The following is a 20,188-nucleotide window of genomic DNA, read 5'->3' as shown; positions in this document are numbered from 1 at the left end:
GTTTTATTTGGTATTCGATTGGGTGTGATAACCGCCGCCGAGCGCCTTCACGAGGGCGACCTGCGTCTGCAGGCGGGCATCCGTCAACTGCAGGTCGACGTCGCGCTGGCGCAGCACGGCCAGCCGCGCCTGCAGGACCGCGGCGCGGTCGGCGAGGCCGCGCTGCATGCGCGCCTCGGCGTTCGCGGCCAGCTTGCGGCTCGCGTCAATGGTCGCGGCGTGTGCTGCCGCCTCCTGCGCGATGCCTTGCAGGGTGGCCGCTTCGCGCGCGACGTCGCGCACCGCGTTCAGCACGGCCTCGTTGTACTCGGCCAGCAATTCGTCGCGGCTGCTGCGCGCCTGGCCCAGCTGGGCGTGCAGGCGGCCACTGTCGAACAGGGGCAGGTCCAGCGTCGCGCCGATCAGTGGGGTGCGGCTCGGGTAGCGCAGCAGCTTGCCGAGCGACGTCGCATCGAGGCCGATGGCCGCGGCGAGATTGATGTCGGGCCGGAACGCGGCTTCGCTCGCGGCCACGCGGCCCAGCTGCGCCTCGATGCGCCAGCGCGCGGCCTGCAGGTCGGGCCGGCGCGCGAGCAGCTCCATGCCCAGTTCGCGCGGCACGGCGTCGGTCGCGGGCGCGGGCTGGAAGCGGGCGAGGTCGGTCAATGCGGCGGCGTCACCGCCGATCAGCGCGCGCAGGCCTTCGCGTTCGCGCGCGGCGTCCGTGTCGTAGCGCGCGGCCTGTTCCTGCAGGCTGGCGAGGTCCTGCTCCGCGCTTTGCAGCGCATCGGCGCTGATCAAGCCATGCGCCATGCGCGATTTACGCCCGGCGATGACGTCGCGCTGCACGGCGATCAGGGCGTTCGTGTTGTCCTGGCGCGCCCACAGCATCTGCAGGCGCAGATAGCTTTGCACGACCGACGCCGCCAGCACCTGGCGGGCCTGCGCGCTTTCTGCGGCGGCCGCATTCGTCTCGCCCAGCGCGGCGGCGATGAGGGCGCGGTGCTTGCCCCACCAGTCGACGTCGTAGCTGGCGCGCAGGGACACGCTGGCGTCGTTGAACCACGCCCCGCCGATCGGCGGCGGGAAGAAGCCGTTCGACGAATAGCGCTGGCGGTTCAGGCCCGAGGCCAGGTCGACCTTGGCGCCTTCATTGGCCACTTCCGCGCCGAACGCGGCGCGGGCGCTGGCGACGCGCGCGGCGGCGACGGCGAGCGTCGGGTTGTCGCGCAGGGCGCGGGCCACCAGGGCGTTCAGTTGCGGGTCGTGGTAGTCGAGCCACCATTGCTCGGCGGGCCAGGCGGCGGCCGGCAACTGGATCGCCGGCGCATGCTGGGCCTTGGCGAAGTCCGGGCCCGGTGCCTTGTTCGCGTCCGGCGGGACGCTGATGCAGCCGGACAGCAGCGTCAGTGCCGCGGCCGCGATGGATGAAAGTTTGAAGTGTCGCACGGTGTAGTCTTGTTGGTTATTCGAGTGCTGCATGATCCACCTGCGCCGGCGCGGCGGCGGCCTTCGGTGGGCGGATCAGCAGCAGCATCGGGATCACGGCCATGGTCAGCAGCATCATCAGCCAGTAGTCGTCGACGTAGGCAATCATCGACGCCTGGCGCGTGATCTCGTTGTTGATGAGGGCAGGGCCGGCCTGCGTGGCCATGTCGTAAAGGCTCGTCGGATCGTGCACGGCGGGATTCGCCGCGGTGACCTGCGTGGCCAGCGACGCGTGCGCGATCTGCGTGTTGCGCACGAGGAGGGCCTGCACGAGCGCGATGCCGATCGACGAGCCGATGTTGCGTACGAGGCTGTACAGCGCCGTGCCTTCCGCGCGCATCTGGGGCGACAGGGTCGCGAACGTGGCGGCCGACAGCGGCACGAACACGAGGCCCAGCCCGACGCCCTGGATCACGCCGGGCCACACGATGTCGGACTGGGACAGCACGAGCGTGTAATGCGTCATCTGCCACAGCGAGAACGCGGTGATCGCGAAGCCGACGCCCAGCAGCAGCCGGAAATCGACCTTGCCCGTGAGGCGCCCGACGATCATCATCGCGGCCATCGTGCCGAGGCCGGACGGCGCCGTGACGAGGCCCGCGAGCTTGGCCGGATAGCCCATCAGGCCTTGCAGCATCGTCGGCATCAGCGCGCGCGTCGCGAACAGCACCATGCCGACGATGAAGATCAGCAGCAGGCCCGTGACGTAGTTCGCGTTCTTCAGCAGGCGGAAATCGACGAACGACTGGCCGGCGGGGCGCGTCAGCGTGTGGCCGATGAAATAGGAAAACGCGAGCGTCGTCAAAATCAGTTCGACCCACGTCTCCGTCGACGCGAACCAGTCGTTCTGCTCGCCGCGGTCCAGCAGCATCTGCAGCGCGCCGATGGCGATGGACAAGGTGACGAAGCCGAACGTGTCGAAGCGGACGCGCCGGGCCGGATCGGCCGCGTGGATGTAGCGCCAGATGCCCCAGAAGGCCAGCGCGCCGATCGGCACGTTGATGAAGAAGACCCAGCGCCAGCTGTAGCTGTCCGTCAGCCAGCCGCCCAGCGTCGGCCCGAGGATCGGCCCGATCATCACGCCCATGCCCCACACGGCCATCGCGGAGCCGTGTTTTTCGCGCGGGTTGATGTCGAGGAGGACCGACTGCGACAACGGCACGAGCGCCGCGCCGAACACGCCCTGCAGCATGCGCGCGACGACGATTTCCGTCAGCGTCGCCGAGATCCCGCACAGCACCGAGGCAAGCGTGAAGCCGGCGACGGAGACGAGGAACACCTTCTTCAGGCCGAAACGGTCGACGAGCCAGCCGTTCAGCGGCGTCGCGATGGCGGCGGCCACGATGAACGACGTCAGTACCCACGTGATCTGGTCCTGCGACGCCGACAGCGATCCCTGCATGTGCGGCAGCGCCACGTTGGCGATGGTGCCGTCCAGTGCCTGGATGATCGTCGCCAGCATGATCGAGATCGTGATCATGGTGCGGTTGATGGGCGCCGCTGTCGTCACAGGCCGTCCTCGAGGCGCTTCCTGAGGGTTTCCAGCAGGACGGTCGCGGCGGCCAGTGCGTCGCGGTCGAGGCCGGCCAGCAGGTCGGCGCGGAACGGCTGCGCTTCCGCGAGCACTTCGGCGTAGACGGTCTTGCCGGTGTCGGTCAGCTGCACGAGTTTGACGCGACGGTCGGTGGGCGAGGGCGCGCGCGTGACGAAACCGTCGCGCTCCAGGCGGTCGAGCATGGACACCATCGACGGCCCCTCGACGCCGACCAGGTCGGCCAGCGCCCGCTGCGACATCGGCGCGCCCGACTTGGCGATCATCGCGATCGTCATCCAGCCGGACTGGCCGATGCCCAGGTGCTTGAGGCGCTTGTCCAGCGCGAGCCGCCACAGGCGCGCGCTCGTGTGCAGGGCCGCCGAGAAGCGTTCCTCGATCGACTCAGGTAGTTTGCTCATCATTAGCCATAAAATAGATAGGAACCTATCGATTTTATGCTGCGCAACCGAACTGCGCAAGTGACAACGCCGGGGTCAGCTCCCCCGCTTCCGGAAATTGCACAGAATCGGGGTCAGACCCCGGTCTGTCGAAAATTCGGGGTCAGAGCACTTTGGAGATCAATTGCTCTCGAAGCATTAAAGTCGTCTTTACCGGTAAATCGCCATGCTGGCGGCAGCACCTTGTGCCCCGGCAGTTGGGTACATGGCCGACGAGCCATTTCTTGAAAAAGTGCTCTGACCCCGAATTTCCAGAAAAATGTGCTCTGACCCCGAATTTTTCTGACCCCGAATTTTTGCAGGGCGGTCAGATGGGCGATTCGGCCTTGTCCAAGGTGAACACGGCGTGCACGTCGCCGGCCACGACGCCGCGCGCGTTCCTGATGGGCGGTGCGCGGTACTGCTCGAGATGCCTGCGGCGCGTGTCGTCCAGCAGGCCCAGTTGATCGAGCACGGCGAACGTGGCCGGATGCAGCGCTCGTACGGCGCCATCGGCCACCTTGATCGCGATGCCGATGCCGGCCGAGCGGATGCCGATGGCCTGCACCGCGTCCGCGCCGATCTTCGCGACCCAGTCGCCCCCGCCGGCCTGCATCCACGCGAGGTCGGTGCGCGCGTCGCCCGACACCATGTCGGGATGCGCCGTCATCGCGTCGAACAGGTCACCCAGCGCGGCGCCGAGGCGCGCGTCCGCGCTGCCTTGCGCGAGGCGCGCGTACAGGTGCGCGAGGCGTGCCAGCGGCATCGCGTAGTTCGGCGCCGAGCAGCCGTCGATGCCCGTCGGGAGCGTGTCTTCCGTCATCTGCACGCAGTCGGCCAGCGTACTGCGGATCGCGCGCTGCAGCGGGTGCGCGGGATCGACATAGCCTTCCGTCGGCGCGCCGTGCAGGCGGCACCAGGCGAGGAAGCCGCTGTGCTTGCCCGAGCAATTGTGGTGGACCGTGCGCCAGCGGCGTTCGGCCGGCACGGGCAGGCCGACGGCGTCGTAGTAGAGCGGCGCCGCGCAGCCGCAGGCGAGGTGGCTTTCGTCCAGGCCGATCTTGTCGAGGATGGACGTCACGCCCACCAGGTGCTTTTCTTCGCCCGAGTGGCTGGCGCACAGCAGGGCCAGCTCGGCACGCGTGAGACCGAAGCGCGCGGGGCCGTCGTCGAGCACGAAGGGCAGGGCCTGGAACGGCTTCAGCGCGGAACGGGTGAAGGTCATGAAGTCGGGATCGCCCGCCGACCACAGCAGGCGGCCGGCGACGTCGACGACGGCGATCGAACCGTAATGGATGTTCTCGACCGCGTAGCCGCCGGCGAGCTCGCCGTCGGGCGGATAGCCACGCGTGGTGGCGACCAAAGGCACTGGATGCATCGGTTCGCTCCTTCGTCTGGATGGGCTGTTCGAAGCCGACACTGTAACGGATTCCGGCCGCCCGGGGAGCGCAAACGCGGCCCGGAACGATGCCAAAAACTATATGCATCCGCAGCATTTCGGTCCGGTTTTTCGACAGTTCATCCCTCCATTTCGACGCTTTGGCGTCTCCCCGATGACGCCTCAATCCGCCTTTCCTACACTGTCATCACTCGCCGCACATTAACGACGCGGCGATACGAAAAACGGTGGACCGTTAGAGCATCCGACGATTCTTTTGAAATCGTGCTCATGGTCCGTAATACATATCGAAAATTAATCTCGGAGCAATCATGCGTATCGTACAAGCCCTGGTCTTCACCGCCGCCGCCACCCTGTCCCTGGGCGCCTTCGCCGACCCGTCCATCGCGCCGTCCTCGGCCACCGCCAGCGCCGTCACGATGTCGTCGTCGACGCACACCGCCTACCGCCTGACCCAGGATGAAGCCGAACACATGCGCGGTTCGTTCCGCCTCACCGACGGCCGCACGATCACGGTCACCAACCGGATGAACAAGCTGTTCGTCGACCTGGACGGCAAGCGCGAGGAAATGGTGCCGGTCGCTCCGAAGAAATTCGTCACGCGCGACACGGGTGCCGAGATCGCCTTCAACCAGGTGCCGTTCGCCGACGAGGTCGTCGTCAACCAGGCCGCGCGCTGATGCGCGGCGCCGAACACGGCCGGCCTGGCCGATGCGGACCGGGCCGGCGCATGTCAACCGCGGGTCAGATCGGCGCGCCGAAGCGCCCGGCCTGGTAATCGATGATCGCCTGCTGGATTTCTTCGCGCGTGTTCATCACGAACGGCCCGTGCGCCACGACGGGTTCGCGGATCGGAAAGGCGTGACCGAGCAGCAGCACGCTGTCGTGGTCGGCCAGGATGTCCAGTTCATCGCCCTCCGCATCGAACTCCGCAAGGTGCATTGCGCTGACCGTTTCCGGCACCCCCTGGATCACGCCGCGCAGGACGTACAGGAACACGTTGCGGTCGAGTAGTCCATCCACGTGCAGGCGCGCACCCGCCTTCATCTCCACCGTGCACAGCGACACATCCGTCAGCGATGTGATCGGCCCCGTCACGCCGCCATACGTGCCCGACACGAGGTGCACGCGCACGCCATCGCCCTTGTCCACGACGGGAATCTCGTCGCGCTGCAGCCCGATGTAGCGGGGCGCCGTCATCTTCAGCGCGGGCGGCAGGTTGACCCACAATTGCAGGATCTCGAGCGGCCCGCCGCGTTCCATGAACTCGCGCGGCGACACTTCCGCATGCACGATGCCGCGGCCGGCCGTCATCCATTGCACGCCGCCGGGACCGATCACGCTTTCATGGCCCGCGCTGTCGCGGTGCGCGAGCAGGCCGTCGAGGATGAACGTCACCGTCTCGAAGCCGCGGTGCGGATGCGGGCCGAACGGCAGGCCGCGGTTATGCGGCGGATAGACCTGCGGGCCGTGATGGTTGAGGAACAGGAAGGGATCGACCTGGTCGAGATGCGGACCCGGCACGGGGCGCTGGGTGATGAGGTCGCCGATGTCGTCGCGCAGCGCGGGGTGCACGCGCCGGATGATCTTGTGGGTCATGTTCGTTTTCGTTTGAATGTGCAGCGCCTACGATAACCGATTGCGCGCGGAGGAGTCGCCAGCAATCTTTACGCATCCCTGCTATGCTCGTTTCCCCCTTTCACTTCTGGAGATGGAGACAATGCATACGAAGACCAGCGCACGCAACCTGGCCGTGGCCATCAGCCTCGCCTGGGCAGCAAGCGCGACGGGCGCACCCGCCCAGGCCGTGCCCGGCGACACGGCGATCAAGGCGGCCAAACATGCCGTCACGGCATACCGCGACGACGTCGTCGACACGTTGGCCAAACTGGTCAGCTACAACACGGTCGCGGACAAGGACATCCCGTGCGACCGCAACCCGCGCCACCAGGCGTTCAAGGACGCCCTGAAACAGGAAGCGACGCGCCTGGGCCTGGACTATGCGGACTACGGCTGCGTGGCCATCGTCGGCCTGGGCAAGGGCGCTGAGCGCGTGGGCCTCGTCGCGCATGGCGACGTGCAGCCCGTCGACGCGAGCAAGTGGAAGAAGTCGCCGTTCGAGCTGGACCGCACGAGCGAGCCGGGCCGCCTGCTGGCGCGCGGCGCCGAGGACGACAAGGGCCCGATCGCCACCGCGCTGTACGCGATGAAGTCGCTGAAGGACCTGCAGGTGCCGCTGTCCAGGCGTATCGAACTGTACGTGTACATGGCCGAGGAATCGGACTGGGGGCCGCTGGAAGAATTCATCAAGACGCACCCGCTGCCGCAGATGAACATCACGCTCGATGCGGAGTATCCGGCCGTGTCGGCGGAGAAGGGCTATGGCACGCTGGCCGTGACGATGCCGGCCACCACGGCCGCGCCGCCGGCGGGCAGCCCGTTCGTCAAGGCCTTCAAGGGCGGCTTCTTCGGCAGCCAGATTCCGGAAGATGCGCAGGCCACGATCGCCAACGCGACGCCGGCACTGGAAGCGCAGATCCGCGCGCGCGCCGGCAAGCAGACGGGCATGCACTACCGGTTCGAGCGCAAGGACGGCGACCTGCTCGTCGTCGCGAAGGGCCTGTCGGCGCACTCGTCGAAACCGGAAGACGGCGTCAACGCGATCAGCATGCTGGCCGACGCGCTCGCCGTGCAGGCATGGCCGGACACGACGGCAGGCGCGCTGGTGAATTTCCTCAACGAGATGGTGGGCACCGGCTACTACGGCGAGAAGTTCGGCAGCATCGCCTACCGCGACGCATTCATGGGCCCGATGACGTTCGCGCCGACCGTGATCCGCCAGCAGGATGGCGGCGCGCCGTTTGGTGGCCTTGAAGTCGCGATCAACATCAGAAGGCCGCAAGGCAAGACGACCGAACAGCTGACCAACGAGATCAACGCCGCGCTCGCGCAGTGGCAGGGCACGCACGTGCAGCTGGCGAAGGTGAGCATGCAGATCGGCGAACCATGGGTGCAGAAGGATGCGCCGCAACTGCCGGTGCTGATGAAGACGTTCGCGTACTTCACGGGCAGCAAGGATCCGAAGCCGGTCGCGATCGGCGGCGGCACGAATTCGCGCCTGTTCCCGCACGCAGTCAGCTTCGGCCCGGCAATGCCGGGCACGGTCTACACGGGCCATTCGGAGCATGAGTTCATCACCACGAAGCAGCTCCTGCTGAACCTGCAGATGTACACGGCCGTGCTCGCCGAGCTCGCGAAATAAATGTCGCAATGCAGCGCCGCCGGGTCCGTTTCCGGGGGCGCTTCACGATTTTGGACGCCCGGCAGTCATGTAGGTCGGCTTCTCGCCAAAATGTGTAAATCCTTCCAAAAGTTTTGTAGGTTTAGGCCTACATGAGCATGGTCTTCATAGGGGATAAATACCCGTTTCCCTAGGAGAGACAGCAGGCCGGGCCACGGCCGCCCGACCGGCCTCCCTGTGCCCCGTTGATTGTCGGAAAAGCTAGAGGTGGCCCCGAGAAAATGTGGCGAAAACGCCATGATAGGATCAGACCTGACGTAGCAATGCCTGACCTGTCGATGCCATGCACAGCCAAGAACTGATCAAACCTGACGGAAGACACCTGACGTTGTACAGCAGCCGGCCCATCCCGGACGGCATCGTCGCGACCAGTCCCTTCGCCGAATCGCAACACGCCAACCCGCACCTGCGCTGGCATCCGCTGCGCGGCGAATGGGTCGCGTATGCAGCGTTCCGCCAGAACCGCACGTATCAGCCGCCCCCGCAGTACAACCCGCTGGCCCCCACGCGCGATCCCGAACACCCGACCGAGATGCCGGCGGGCGACTACGAGATCGCCGTGTTCGACAACCGCTTTCCGTCGCTCGCGCTGGACGCGCACGAGCCGCCGACGCTCACCGTGCCGACCGCGCCCGCCAACGGCAAGTGCGAAGTCGTCGTGTTCACGCAGGACCCACAGGCGGCCCTGGGCCGGCTGCCGCTGGCGCGCATCGAACTGCTGCTGGAAGTGTGGGGCGACCGCACGCGCAGGATCGGTGGCCGGCACCACATCCAGTACGTGCTGCCGTTCGAGAACCGCGGCGTGGAAGTGGGCGTCACGTTGCACCACCCGCACGGCCAGATCTACGCGTACCCGTTCATCCCGCCCGTGCCCGCGCGCCAGCTCGCACAGGAACGCGAGTACTACCTGCAGCACGGCACGAGCCTGTTGTGCGACATGGCGCGCGACGAGGCGGCCGACGAGAAGCGCGTCGTGTACCGCGACGACGAGGCGATCGCCTTCGTGCCGGCCTGCGCGCGCTATCCGTACGAGGTGTGGGTGATGCCGACCGCGCCATGCAAGGATTTCGCGGCCTTGAGCCCCGCGCAGCGTACGAGCCTGGCGCGCGCGCTGAAGACGGTGCTGCTCAAGTTCGACACGCTGTGGGAGCGCCCGTTCCCGTACCTGATGACGTGGTACCAGGCGCCGACGGATGGCGCGGATCACCCCGAGACGCAGCTGCACTGCCAGTTCTATCCGCCGTACCGCACGCGCGACCGGCTGAAATACCTGGCCGGCACGGAGATCGGCGCCGGCATGTTCGCGATGGACGTGCTGCCCGAGACCACGGCGTACGAATTGCAGCAGGTCGAGGTGCGGCTGGAGGGTGAAGCATGAGCCGCGCCGCCGAGGTCGCGGACAAGCTCGCGTTGCTGCGCGCGGCATTGGCGGAGGCAGGCGCGCAGGCGATCCGGCTGCGCGGCACCGACTGGTTCGCGTGGGCGACGGCGGGCGGAGATTCGTCCGTGCTGCTGGCCGCCGATTGCGGCGTGGCCGAGGTGCTCGTCACGCGCGACGACGCCGTGATCCTGACGGACGCCATCGAAGCCGAGCGCCTCCGCGTGGAACAGGTTCCGCCGGGCTTCACATTCCACATCGCGCCGTGGGCCGAGACGGAGCTGCGCGACACCTATGTGCTGGGCGTGGCGAATGGCGGCGTCGTGCTGTCCGACCATCCTCGCCACGGCAACAGTCATGCCGAACAGCCGCTGCCCGCGAGCCTGCGCCTGCGCCGCATGGTGCTGCTGCCGGCCGAACAGGAACGCTACCGCGCGCTGGGCCGCGACGCGGCCATCGCGATGGCGGAGACACTCCGTGCCGCGCGGCCCGGATGGACCGAACTCGAACTTGCGGCGGCAGGCGCACACGCCTTGTGGCGGCGCGGGATCCAGCCCGCGCTCGTGCTGGCCGCGGGCGCACGGCGGTTGCCGTTGTTCCGCCATCCCGTGCCGGCCAACGAGCCGCTGGGCGCACGCGCGATGCTCGTGTTCTGCGCGCGCCGTCACGGCCTCGTGGCGAGCCTGTCGCGTGGCGTCGCTTTCAGTCCGCTCTCCGACGACGAGCGCAATGCGCAGGCCGACCTGCTGCAGGTCGAAGCGACGGGGCTCGATGCCGTGCGTCCGGGCCAGTCGCTGGCGGCCGTCTACCACGCGCTGGAAGCCGCGTACCGCCATGTGAACCGGCCGGACGCGATCCGCGAGCACCACCAGGGCGGCATCACGGGTTACCAGGCGCGCGAGATCGTCGCGAGTCCGAGCACCGCGACCGGGATCGAGACGGGCATGGCGTTCGCGTTCAACCCGAGCTTCGCCGGTATGAAGATGGAAGACACGTTCCTGCTCGGCCCGAATGGGCTGGACAACGTGACGCTGGATCCGGACTGGCCGGCGACGACAATCCAGGGCCGTGCGCGCCCTGTCTGGCTGGAGGTGACATGACATGAACAATCCCGAGACCTTCTTCGGCGGCGCTCCGGAAGCGTTCGCATCGGCCCCCGGCCGCGTCAACCTGCTGGGCGAGCACACGGACTACAACGACGGCTACATGCTGCCCGTGGCGACCCCGCAGGCTACCCTCATCGCCCTCGCGCGCAGCCACGACGACCAGCACCACCTGTACTCCGGCACCCTGGACGGCAACGTCACGTTCGCGGCAAAAGGGGGCAGCGCGCCGCAGGGCTTCGGCAGCTATATCGAAGGCTGCATCCGCCTCGTGGAAGCGACGGGCGTCACCGTGCCGCCGCTGCGCGTGTTCGTCACCACGAACCTGCCCGTCGGCTCGGGCCTGTCGTCGTCCGCGGCGCTCGAAGTGGCGATGCTGCGCGCCATGCGCAACCTGCTCGGGTTCTCCCTCGACGACGTGAAACTGGCGCAGATCGCGCAGCGCGCCGAGATCGAGTTCGCGCGCGTCAACTGCGGCATCATGGACCAGATGGCGTCGAGCCTGTGCGACGAACGCAGCATGCTGTTCATCGATGCGCGCACGCTGGAACACCATCTCGTGCCCCTGCCGGAAGGCGCGGAGCTGATCGTCGTCGACTCCGGCGTGCCGCGCACGCTCGCGGCCAGCAAGTACAACGAACGCCGCGCCGAATGCGAAGAGGCGTCGCGCAAGCTGGGCGTGAAGGCGCTGCGCGACGTGACCGACCCGGCGGCCGTGGAGTCGCTGCCCGAGCCGCTGCGCCGGCGCGCGCGCCACGTCGTGCTGGAAGACCTGCGCGTGCTGGAAGCGGCGAAGGGCGTGCCGGCCGAACGCTTCGGCGAACTGATGAACGCGTCGCACGAGAGCCTGCGCGACGACTACGAGGTTTCGATTCCCGAGCTCGACCAGCTGGTGGCCGCGTTGCGTGCCGCCCCGGGTGTGCTCGGAGCACGCTTGACCGGCGCGGGATTCGGCGGTGCCTGCGTCGCACTATGCCGCGCCGAAGGTAAAGAAAATTCGGCACGACAGGCAGCGGAAACTGCACTCTCCACCTACAACAAAGCAGGACGTCAGGGTCGTATCCTGATCCCGGTCCCGACTCAAGGAAAGGAAAACAATGAGCCAGTTTGAGTATCCCCGCCCGCAGCTGGTCCGCGACAATTGGATCAATCTGAACGGTAAATGGCGCTTCCGTTTCGACGATGAGCTGGTCAACAAGATGCCGGCCGGCGTGACCGGCTGGACCCACGAGATCAACGTGCCGTTCGCACCCGAGACGGAGATGTCCGGCATCCAGGACACCGGCTTCCACCGCTTTTGCTGGTACGAGCGCGACTTCGAGCTGATGCCGTCCGAGGAGCGCGTGATCCTGCACTTCGGCGCCGTCGATTATTTTTCCCGCGTGTGGGTCAACGGCCAGCTCGTGGCCGAGCACGAAGGCGGCCACACGCCGTTCAGTGCCGACATCACGTCCGCGCTGAACGGCAACGGCAGGCAGACCGTGACCGTGTTCGTCGAGGACGATCCGGCCGACCTCGCCAAGCCCCGCGGCAAGCAGGACTGGCTGCTGGAACCGCACTCGATCTGGTATCCGCGCACGACCGGCATCTGGCAGACCGTGTGGATCGAGAAGGTGGCGCGCACCTTCATCCGTTCGCTGCGCTGGACGCCGATCTTCGAGACGTTCGAGATCGGCTGCGAAGTGTTTGCCGGCGGCGACATCCAGGAAGACATGTTCGTCGAGGTCAAGATCTGGCACGGCGAACAGCTGCTCGCGGACGACAATTACAAGCTGCTGCAGGGCGAGGCGAACCGCAAGATCGCGCTGTCCGACCCCGGCATCGACGATTCCCGCAACGAGCTGCTGTGGAGCCCGGAGCGGCCCACCTTGCTGGACGCGGAGGTGATCCTGCGCTGCGGCGACAAGGTCGTCGACACGGTCAGGTCGTACACGGCGCTGCGCGCGTTCCACATCAACCGCGACCGCCTGCTGCTGAACGGCCGCCCGTATCCCTTGCGCCTCGTGCTGGACCAGGGCTACTGGACCGAATCGTTCCTGACGGCGCCGTCCGACGAGCATTTGAAACGCGACGTCGAACTGGCCAAGCTGATGGGCTTCAACGGCGTGCGCAAGCACCAGAAGATCGAAGACCCGCGCTACCTGTACTGGGCCGACAGGCTGGGCCTGCTCGTGTGGGAAGAGATGCCATCGGCCTACCGGTTCTCGCCGCGCGCGATCACGCGCATCGTCAAGGAATGGACGGAAGCGATCGAGCGCGACTACAGCCACCCGTGCATCATCGTGTGGGTGCCGTTCAACGAATCCTGGGGCGTGCCGAACCTGACGCTGACCCAGGCGCACCGCAACGCGGTCGAGGCGCTGTACCACCTGACGCGCACCCTCGACGCGACCCGCCCGGTGATCGGCAACGACGGCTGGGAAGCCTCGGCCACCGACATCCTGGGCATCCATGACTACGACTGCAATCCGGACAAGGTGAAGACGCGCTACGAGGTTTCCGACCCCGTGCGCACGCTGTTCGACCAGCGCCGCCCCGGCGGCCGCATCCTCACCCTGGACGGCTTCCCGCACCGCGGCCAGCCCATCGTGCTTACCGAATTCGGCGGCATCGCATTCGATCCGAACGCGACGCCCGAGGACGGCACGTGGGGCTATACCCGTGCCCATACGGCCGAGAGTTATCACGCGCTGTACCGAGATCTGCTGAAGGTGGTCAACGAGACCTTCATGTTCAGCGGCTTCTGCTATACCCAGTTCGCCGACACGTTCCAGGAAGCGAACGGCCTGCTCAACGCGGACCGTACACCCAAGCTGCCGTTCGAGTTGATCAGCGCGGCAACGCGCAACGTCGCCCTCGAACCCAAGGACGTGGAAGAGGAGGGAGACAAGCCGGGCTGACGCAGGCGCCGCCCGGCGCGCTCCGAACCCCGACGCGAGCACGGCACCCTTTGGGCGCCCGCCCCATCGCAGCGCGGCCACGGTTGATCAGCTCACCCTTGGCCGCGCTGTGGACGGGCTCGCTCGTCCGTACCGCGCGCAGAGCGTTCGACGCCGCGCCGCGGCGCGGTCGGTCGGCCCACGCCACCGATCAATTGAACGCCCCGCGCGGGCGAGAAGGAGCCATCATGTCCACGATCGTCGTTTTCAGCCACCTGCGCTGGGATTTCGTGTTCCAGCGGCCGCAGCATTTGCTGTCGCGCCTGGCACAGCATTACCCGGTCCTGTTCGTCGAGGAACCGGTGTACGATGACGGCGCCCCGTTCATGGAACGATCCAGCCCCGCTCCGAACGTGACCGTGTGCCGCGCGCACACCCCGATCCACGCCAACGGTTTCCACGACGAACAGCTGCGGCTGCTCCAGCCCATGGTCGCGCAGTTGGCACCGCCAGGAGACGAGGTCGTCGCGTGGTTCTACACGCCGATGGCCCTGCCGCTGCTGCAATCGTTGCGGCCCGCGCTCGTCGTGTACGACTGCATGGATGAACTGGCCTCGTTCCGCAATCCTCCGAAGCAATTGCTGCAGCGTGAAAGCGCGCTGCTCTCCATCGCCGACCTCGTGTTCGCCGGCGGCCCCAGCCTGTACGAGGCCAAGCGCCACCGCCACCCGAACGTCCACTGCTTTTCCAGCAGCGTCGACGTCGTGCACTTCCAGCAGGCGCTGGACCGCACGCGCACGCATCCTCAGCAGGACGCCATCCCGCACCCGCGCCTCGGCTTCTACGGCGTGCTGGACGAGCGCTTCGACCCGGACCTCGCCGGCGTCGTCGCCGACGCGCACCCCGAGTGGCAGATCGTGCTGGCCGGACCGGTCGTCAAGATCGATCCGGAGCGTCTTCCACGCCGCCCCAACATCCACTACCTGGGCCAGCAGCCGTACGCCGCGTTACCCGACCTGCTGGCGGGCTGGGACGTGTGCCTGATGCCGTTCGCCATCAACGAGGCGACCAGGTTCATCAGCCCCACCAAGGTGCTCGAATACATGGCGGCGCAACTGCCGATCGTCAGCACGCCGATCGCCGATGTCGCCAATCCCTACGGCCACGTGGTCGCCATCGCGGACACGCCTGACGAATTCGTCGCGGCCTGCGAAGCGGCACTGGCGCAGACCTCCGAACAGCGCCGCCACATGGTCGACGCGATGCAGGCCGTCGTGGCCGCCACGTCGTGGGACAACACGGCCGCGCGCATGCGCGAGCTGATCGACACGGCGCCGCCGCACACGGACCGGCGCGCCACGCCGCGCAGGCTGGATGCGGCCGACGATCCTGCCGCCGCGTCCTTGCGCGGATCGAAAGTGAACACGCTGCGCGCGCACGAGCCGCACGTGGGCACGGTCGTCATCGGCGGCGGACCGACGGGGCTGTCGGCCGCGTACCATCTCGGCGCCGATACCTTGCTGCTGGACCGCAACGAATCCGTCGGCGGCTGGTGCCGCTCCATCGAGGACAACGGCTTCACGTTCGATCACGCGGGCCACATCATGTTCTCGAACGACCCCTACGTCCTCAAGATGTACGAGGTGCTGCTGGGCGATAACGTGCACTGGCAGAACCGCGAAGCCTGGATCTACAGCAAGGGCGTCTACACCCGCTACCCGTTCCAGGGCGCGCTGTACGGCCTGCCGCCGAAGGTTGTCACGGAATGCGTCATGGGCGCCATCGAGGCGCGCTACGAAAGCGCGGAGAGCAGGACCGCGGCCGCGCAAGCCGTCGACGACTGCTGCGCCGACGGCACGACGGACGTGTGCAATACCGATCGCTCGGTGAAAGGCGAAGTGAAGAACTTCGAACAGTTCATCTACAAGGTATGGGGCAAGGGCATCGCGAAGCACTTCGCGATCCCGTACAACCGCAAGATCTGGACGGTGCCGCTGTCCGAGATGGAGACGTCGTGGCTGGGCGGCCGCGTGCCGCTGCCGAACCTGGAAGAGATCATCCAGGGCGCGCTGGAACCGTCGCCGAAGCCGCTGGGGCCGAACGCCCGTTTCGGCTATCCGCTGAAGGGCGGCTTCCAGGCATTGATGAACGGCTTCCTGCCGCATATCAAGGGCAAGATCGAACTGAATGCCGACGTCGTGCAGGTGTTGCCGCGCGAACACATCGTCGCCCTGCGCGACGGGCGCCGCTTCCGCTACGACGACCTGATTTCCACGATGCCGCTGCCCGAGCTGATCAAGGCGATCGGCAACGAGGCGCCGGAAGAGGTGAGGGCGGCGGCAAAGGGCTTGCGCCACGTGTCGATCCGCTGCGTGAACATCGGCATCGACCGCGTCGCCACCGACAAGCACTGGATCTACTATCCGGAAGACACGATCTTCCACCGCATCTTCGTGCAGGGCAATGCGAGCCCAGGCTGCAATCCGCCGGGCGGCTTCGGCTTCACCTGCGAAATCTCGTACTCACCGTACAAACCCCTGCCAGTCGACGGCGAGGCGTTGATCGCGCGTGCCATCGAGGATTGCCGCAAGGTCGGCATGATCCAGGACGGCGACACGATCCTCGCCGCGAACCAGGTCGACATGCCGTACGCCTACGTGCTGTACGACCACGCGCGCGCCCGCAACGTCGAGACGTGCAAGGCATGGCTGAAGCAGTACGACATCACGCTCGTCGGCCGCTACAGCGAGTGGGAATACTACAATTCCGACCACGCCCTGCTGGCCGGCAAGCGCGGCGCCGACATCGTCCATGCCAAGCGTGCGCGGGCGCAGAAAGCCAGTTCGGAATAGGCGCGCGCCCGCCTGGTGCTGCCTAGTGTTGTATGGCGCCGCCGGACAGGCTGACCCGGTCGCCGGTGCGGAAATCCGGCGTCGCCTGCTGGGTCACGACCTGCGTGCTGCCGTCGTCCATGCGCAGGGTGACGCGGTAGACGCGGTCGGACGAGGAACCCGTCGTGCCGCCGGAGCTGCTGCCCATGGCGGCGCTGGCGCTGGTATCGCCTTCGGTGGCGGCGCTGCTTGACCGGGGCATGACTTCGATGGCGGCGACGGTGGCGTTCGGGCTCATGCTGGACGCGGACGTGCCGCCGCCCGACGCGCCGTAGCTGCTCTGGCTGCCGCCGGTCATGCCGCTGCCGGTGGTGGCGCCCTGGTCCTGCGTCATGCCGGAGGTGCCTTGCGAGCCGGACGTGTCGTAGCCGCTCGAGCTGCCCGCCGCGCCGGAGCTGCCGGAGGAACCGGACGAGCCCGAGGACCCGCTGGCGCCACCCCAGCTGCCCGATCCTTGCGATCCGGTGCCGCCGCCGGTGCCCGACATGCCGCCGCTGGTCGACGTGCCCGTGGCCGTGCCGCTGCTGCCTGTCTCGCCGCCGCCGCTGCTGCCGCTGCTGCCCATGCCGCCGCCGCGCCAGGAACTGCACGCGGACAGCCCGACTGCCAGCGCCAGCAAGCCCGCCAGGAAGACGCTCTGGTGTTTTTGCTTCATGATCAACTCCTTCTGATGGGATAGTGTCAGGTTAGATGAGTGACGATGCCGCGTGCCACTTTGGTAAGAGGCGTGTTCGGTATCGGCGTTCAAACTGCCTGTCGTTGAACATGAGCCACGTCAAAGTCGTGGCGCGCCGGCTCAGCGTCCGGCGTCGACGGTGGCGCGCGCTGCCAGCAGGGCCATCACGCTGCCCACCACGATGGCGGCGCTGACGTCGACGGCCCAGTCGCGCACGCTGGCGCCGCGGTAGGGAAAGAAACTTTGCACGTATTCGTCGCCCGCGCCCATCGCCGCGACCGCCAGCACGGCCTTGCAGGCGCGTGCGAGCGGCGTGCCGCGGCTGCCGCTGAACCACAGCGCAGCCAGCACGGCATAGGCGATCGAATGCAGGACGGCTCCCGGTGCGTAGGCGGCGATATCGGCGCGGGCGCCTGGAACGTTGCCGACCGTAATGATTGTCACATACACCAGGACGGCTCCGGCAAGGCACAGCAGGCGCACGCGCGGGTTCTGCAGGAAGGCGAATAAAGGCATCGTCATGGCAAGGCAGCTCGGAAAAACGCTCACCTTACCATGCTCGTTGTGCACGTGCACATGACACGTGTGCCGGCCTCAGATCGTGAGGGCTGGCGCGCCGTTCGGGTAGTGGGCGTCGAAACAGCTGGCGCAGTCGGCGCAGAACAGGTGGGCCACGCGCACCGAGGACTGGCGCAGGACCAGTTTCAAGTGGCCGCTCTGGCATTTGGGACAGATCTCCCGGACGCTGCCGAAAGTCAGTACGTGAAGAGGTTGCCCTTCATCGTCGAGGTGGTCGATGACCATCCGCGGATTGAGCTCGCTGAGAACCAGGCAGTCTTCCGGTTCCGCATGGCGGCGGCGCGATGGTTCGGGGTGCTGCTGGGGTGGCGACATCGTCTCAGGTACAGGTAAAGTCATTGGACCGGCTCCTTGGAATAGTCTTGTCCCCACGCGACTGGAAAAATCGCGAGGCGCGAATTTCATCATAGCGGAAACCTGAGATGGTTCAAGTACGACAACGAAAGAACTGTGCAGTGCGTGGCGAACACAACAACAAGGATACGGAACAAAAAAATGCCCGCCAACGGAGGACGGGCACAACCCAAGATCGGGCCAAGAGACGCAGAATCCGGTGCGGTGTGCCGCGAGCGACACACCTTCTGCGATCACGCATATCGGTTGCGTGTATGCAGATGAACTCAGTATAAAGACACAATGTGAAAGGGTGATGACACATATCAAGGGTGTGCCCCTTTGTGCCGGAACGTTTTCGGATGGGACCGGTCACGTCGCGTGACGCCGATAAAAAAAAAGCCCGCTGTTAGCGGGCTTCAAACTATTTTCTTGGAGGAGAATAGTGGAGACAGGTGCCATTATGTTGCGGTGCGATATATGTGTCCAATGATGAATTCGGATACCTGGTATTACCCCGGGTGATAATGGTTCAGCTCGCTATTCATTCTTGACGGGCACCGTGTAGTTCAGCGCCATGCGGCCACCGTCCGCATACAACGTCTGGCCCGTCATGTACGACGCATCGTCGCTGGCGAGGAACGCGGCGATGGCGGCGATTTCTTCCGGTTCGCCGCAGCGGCCCAGCGGCGTGCGCGACAGGATCGTGTGGCGCGCCTCCGGGCTGCCCAGCACGGCCTGCTTCGCCAGTTCCGTCAGGATCGTGCCCGGGCCGATCGCATTGACGCGGATGCCGTGCTGGGCCAGGCTGATGGCCATCACGCGCGTGAGCTGGTTGACGCCGCCCTTGGACACCACGTACGGGATCTGGTTTGGAATCGTCAGTTCCGCGTTCACGCTCGACATGTTGATGATGCACCCGCGCTGTTGCGTATCGTTGCGCTTGACCATTCCGCGCGCGACGGCCTGGCTGCACAGGAACATGGACTTCAGGTTGATGCGCAGGACGCGGTCGAAATCCTCCTCGTCGAGGTCGAGGAAATCGGCCGCATGCGTGACGCCGGCATTGTTGACGAGGATGTCGACGTGGCCGAACGCGGCCAGCGTGGCGGCGACCATCGCGTCGACTTCGGATTTGATGCTCACGTCCGCCTGGAAGAAGCGGGCAGTGTCGCCCAGCGCCTCGGCCGCGGCCGCGCCTTCGGGCCGCACGTCGACGAGCATCACGCGCGCGCCCTCGCGCACGAGGCGTTCGGCGCACGCCAGGCCGATGCCCTGGCCGGCGCCGGTGACGATGGCGGTTTTCCGGGTGAGTTTCATGGATGTCCTCGCTGCTGCAATGAAAAGCCGCCATTCTAGCGGGCCCCGTCAATCGCTCCAGTCTCCGGAGGCGCCGCCGCCGTCGAAGCTGCCGCCGTCGCCGGAGAAGTCGCTGCTGCTGTCCGAGCTGCTGCTGTCGTTGCTGCCGAAGGCGAAGGCAGGGGCGCTGTCGACGTATGTCGTGTCGCGTGGCGCGCGGCGGACCGGTCGCGATGTGCGGCGGGAACGCCTGTCGGCACGGATCGCGATGAACGCCACGATGATGACAGTGAGACCAGCCACGGCGAAGAAGGCCAGCACGATGTAACCGTCCATCTCCGACCTGGTGTGCCGCCGCGGCGCCATGAACGACGCCTGGTCGAGCAGCAACGCGATGGCGCCCACGCCCGCGTGGAGGCCGCCATACCAGTCGTGCTGGCGGAAATACGGCGCGATCGTGTCTTGCAGGATGCGCTTCGATTGCGCGTCCGTGAGCACGCCTTGCACGCCACGCCCGGCTTCGATGCGCAGCCGGCGCAACGCCTTCGGATTGTCCTTCGCGACGATCAACAGCACGCCATCATCGATGCCGACGCGCCCGGGCTTCCACGCGTCGGCGACACGGATGCCGTACTGCTCGATGGCTTCCGGTTCGGTGGACGCCACGATCAGCACGGCGATCTGGCTGCCCGTCTTCGTTTCGTAGTAGGCCAGCGCGCTTTCCAGTTGCTGGCGCTGATCCGGCGTCAGCATGCCGACCTCGTCGGTGACGCGCGTCCGCAGCGGCGGGACAGGTTTGAACGGCGCTTGCGCGCGCGCGTGACAGGCCAGCAGGAGTAGCAGCATCCAGACCCACAGCAAGCGCGGCAGAGTATTCATCGCATGGCCTCGTTCAACGACGTCGACGGGCCG

At 66.7% G+C, this 20,188-nt stretch carries 17 protein-coding genes; 7 read left to right on the top strand and 10 right to left on the bottom strand.

Annotated features, from left to right (window positions below; genetic code table 11):
- Positions 1-3 precede the first annotated feature (3 nt).
- The 4 genes from ACEN9G_RS05160 to ACEN9G_RS05145 form a co-directional block, all read right to left on the bottom strand.
- Positions 4-1,428, bottom strand: a complete 1,425-nt coding sequence (locus ACEN9G_RS05160) for an efflux transporter outer membrane subunit (protein WP_483126451.1) — start codon at positions 1,426-1,428, stop codon at positions 4-6.
- A 16-nt stretch (positions 1,429-1,444) separates the two neighbouring features.
- A complete protein-coding gene (locus tag ACEN9G_RS05155) occupies positions 1,445-2,947 on the bottom strand; it encodes an MDR family MFS transporter (protein WP_413339281.1) in 1,503 nt (500 codons plus the stop codon).
- A 26-nt stretch (positions 2,948-2,973) separates the two neighbouring features.
- Positions 2,974-3,420, bottom strand: a complete 447-nt coding sequence (locus ACEN9G_RS05150; RefSeq protein WP_413339263.1) for a MarR family winged helix-turn-helix transcriptional regulator — start codon at positions 3,418-3,420, stop codon at positions 2,974-2,976.
- A gap of 346 nt (positions 3,421-3,766) precedes the next feature.
- The gene (locus ACEN9G_RS05145; protein ID WP_413339264.1) at positions 3,767-4,816 is read right to left on the bottom strand and encodes an asparaginase; all 1,050 of its coding nucleotides are present in this window, start codon (positions 4,814-4,816) and stop codon (positions 3,767-3,769) included.
- Positions 4,817-5,148: 332 nt separating this feature from the next.
- On the opposite strand from ACEN9G_RS05145, the gene ACEN9G_RS05140 reads away from it, so the two are divergent.
- Positions 5,149-5,517: a hypothetical protein gene (locus ACEN9G_RS05140; RefSeq protein WP_413339266.1), complete on the top strand. Its 369-nt coding sequence runs from the start codon at positions 5,149-5,151 to the stop codon at positions 5,515-5,517.
- Between the two features lie 64 nt (positions 5,518-5,581).
- Here the strand turns inward: ACEN9G_RS05140 and ACEN9G_RS05135 are convergent, their stop codons facing one another.
- Positions 5,582-6,436 carry a pirin family protein gene (locus tag ACEN9G_RS05135; protein WP_413339268.1) on the bottom strand — a complete coding sequence of 285 codons (855 nt, stop codon included), beginning with the start codon at positions 6,434-6,436 and terminating at the stop codon, positions 5,582-5,584.
- Positions 6,437-6,557: 121 nt separating this feature from the next.
- Between ACEN9G_RS05135 and ACEN9G_RS05130 the strand changes: the two genes are divergently transcribed.
- The 6 genes from ACEN9G_RS05130 (at position 6,558) to ACEN9G_RS05105 (ending at position 16,350) form a co-directional block, all read left to right on the top strand.
- On the top strand, positions 6,558-8,099 hold the full coding sequence (locus ACEN9G_RS05130; protein WP_413339270.1) for a dipeptidase: 1,542 nt from the start codon (positions 6,558-6,560) through the stop codon (positions 8,097-8,099).
- Positions 8,100-8,421: 322 nt separating this feature from the next.
- Positions 8,422-9,516: a galactose-1-phosphate uridylyltransferase gene (gene galT, locus ACEN9G_RS05125; protein WP_413339272.1), complete on the top strand. Its 1,095-nt coding sequence runs from the start codon at positions 8,422-8,424 to the stop codon at positions 9,514-9,516.
- Positions 9,513-10,616 carry a M24 family metallopeptidase gene (locus ACEN9G_RS05120; RefSeq protein ID WP_413339274.1) on the top strand — a complete coding sequence of 368 codons (1,104 nt, stop codon included), beginning with the start codon at positions 9,513-9,515 and terminating at the stop codon, positions 10,614-10,616. The genes galT and ACEN9G_RS05120 overlap by 4 nt, the downstream gene beginning before the upstream one ends.
- 1 nt (position 10,617) lies before the next feature.
- Positions 10,618-11,730: a galactokinase gene (gene galK, locus ACEN9G_RS05115; RefSeq protein ID WP_413339276.1), complete on the top strand. Its 1,113-nt coding sequence runs from the start codon at positions 10,618-10,620 to the stop codon at positions 11,728-11,730.
- Positions 11,717-13,519, top strand: coding sequence for a glycoside hydrolase family 2 protein (locus tag ACEN9G_RS05110; protein WP_413339278.1), 1,803 nt, complete (start codon positions 11,717-11,719; stop codon positions 13,517-13,519). Before galK ends, ACEN9G_RS05110 begins: the two co-directional genes overlap by 14 nt.
- A gap of 227 nt (positions 13,520-13,746) precedes the next feature.
- Positions 13,747-16,350: an NAD(P)-binding protein gene (locus tag ACEN9G_RS05105; RefSeq protein WP_413339279.1), complete on the top strand. Its 2,604-nt coding sequence runs from the start codon at positions 13,747-13,749 to the stop codon at positions 16,348-16,350.
- Between the two features lie 22 nt (positions 16,351-16,372).
- Here ACEN9G_RS05105 and ACEN9G_RS05100 read toward each other — a convergent pair whose 3' ends face one another.
- The 5 genes from ACEN9G_RS05100 to ACEN9G_RS05080 form a co-directional block, all read right to left on the bottom strand.
- Positions 16,373-17,044, bottom strand: coding sequence for a hypothetical protein (locus ACEN9G_RS05100; RefSeq protein ID WP_483126450.1), 672 nt, complete (start codon positions 17,042-17,044; stop codon positions 16,373-16,375).
- A 141-nt stretch (positions 17,045-17,185) separates the two neighbouring features.
- Positions 17,186-17,587, bottom strand: coding sequence for a VanZ family protein (locus ACEN9G_RS05095; RefSeq protein ID WP_413344336.1), 402 nt, complete (start codon positions 17,585-17,587; stop codon positions 17,186-17,188).
- A gap of 72 nt (positions 17,588-17,659) precedes the next feature.
- Positions 17,660-17,983, bottom strand: coding sequence for a hypothetical protein (locus ACEN9G_RS05090; RefSeq protein ID WP_413344337.1), 324 nt, complete (start codon positions 17,981-17,983; stop codon positions 17,660-17,662).
- Positions 17,984-18,517: 534 nt separating this feature from the next.
- Positions 18,518-19,297, bottom strand: coding sequence for an SDR family NAD(P)-dependent oxidoreductase (locus ACEN9G_RS05085; RefSeq protein WP_413344338.1), 780 nt, complete (start codon positions 19,295-19,297; stop codon positions 18,518-18,520).
- A gap of 48 nt (positions 19,298-19,345) precedes the next feature.
- Positions 19,346-20,155 carry a TPM domain-containing protein gene (locus ACEN9G_RS05080; RefSeq protein ID WP_413344340.1) on the bottom strand — a complete coding sequence of 270 codons (810 nt, stop codon included), beginning with the start codon at positions 20,153-20,155 and terminating at the stop codon, positions 19,346-19,348.
- Between the last annotated feature and the right edge of the window lie 33 nt (positions 20,156-20,188).

It is taken from the genome of Massilia sp. Masssp94, from assembly GCF_059491305.1.
Note: the sequence above shows the minus strand (reverse complement) of the source record. Positions and strands in the feature narration are given on the sequence as shown.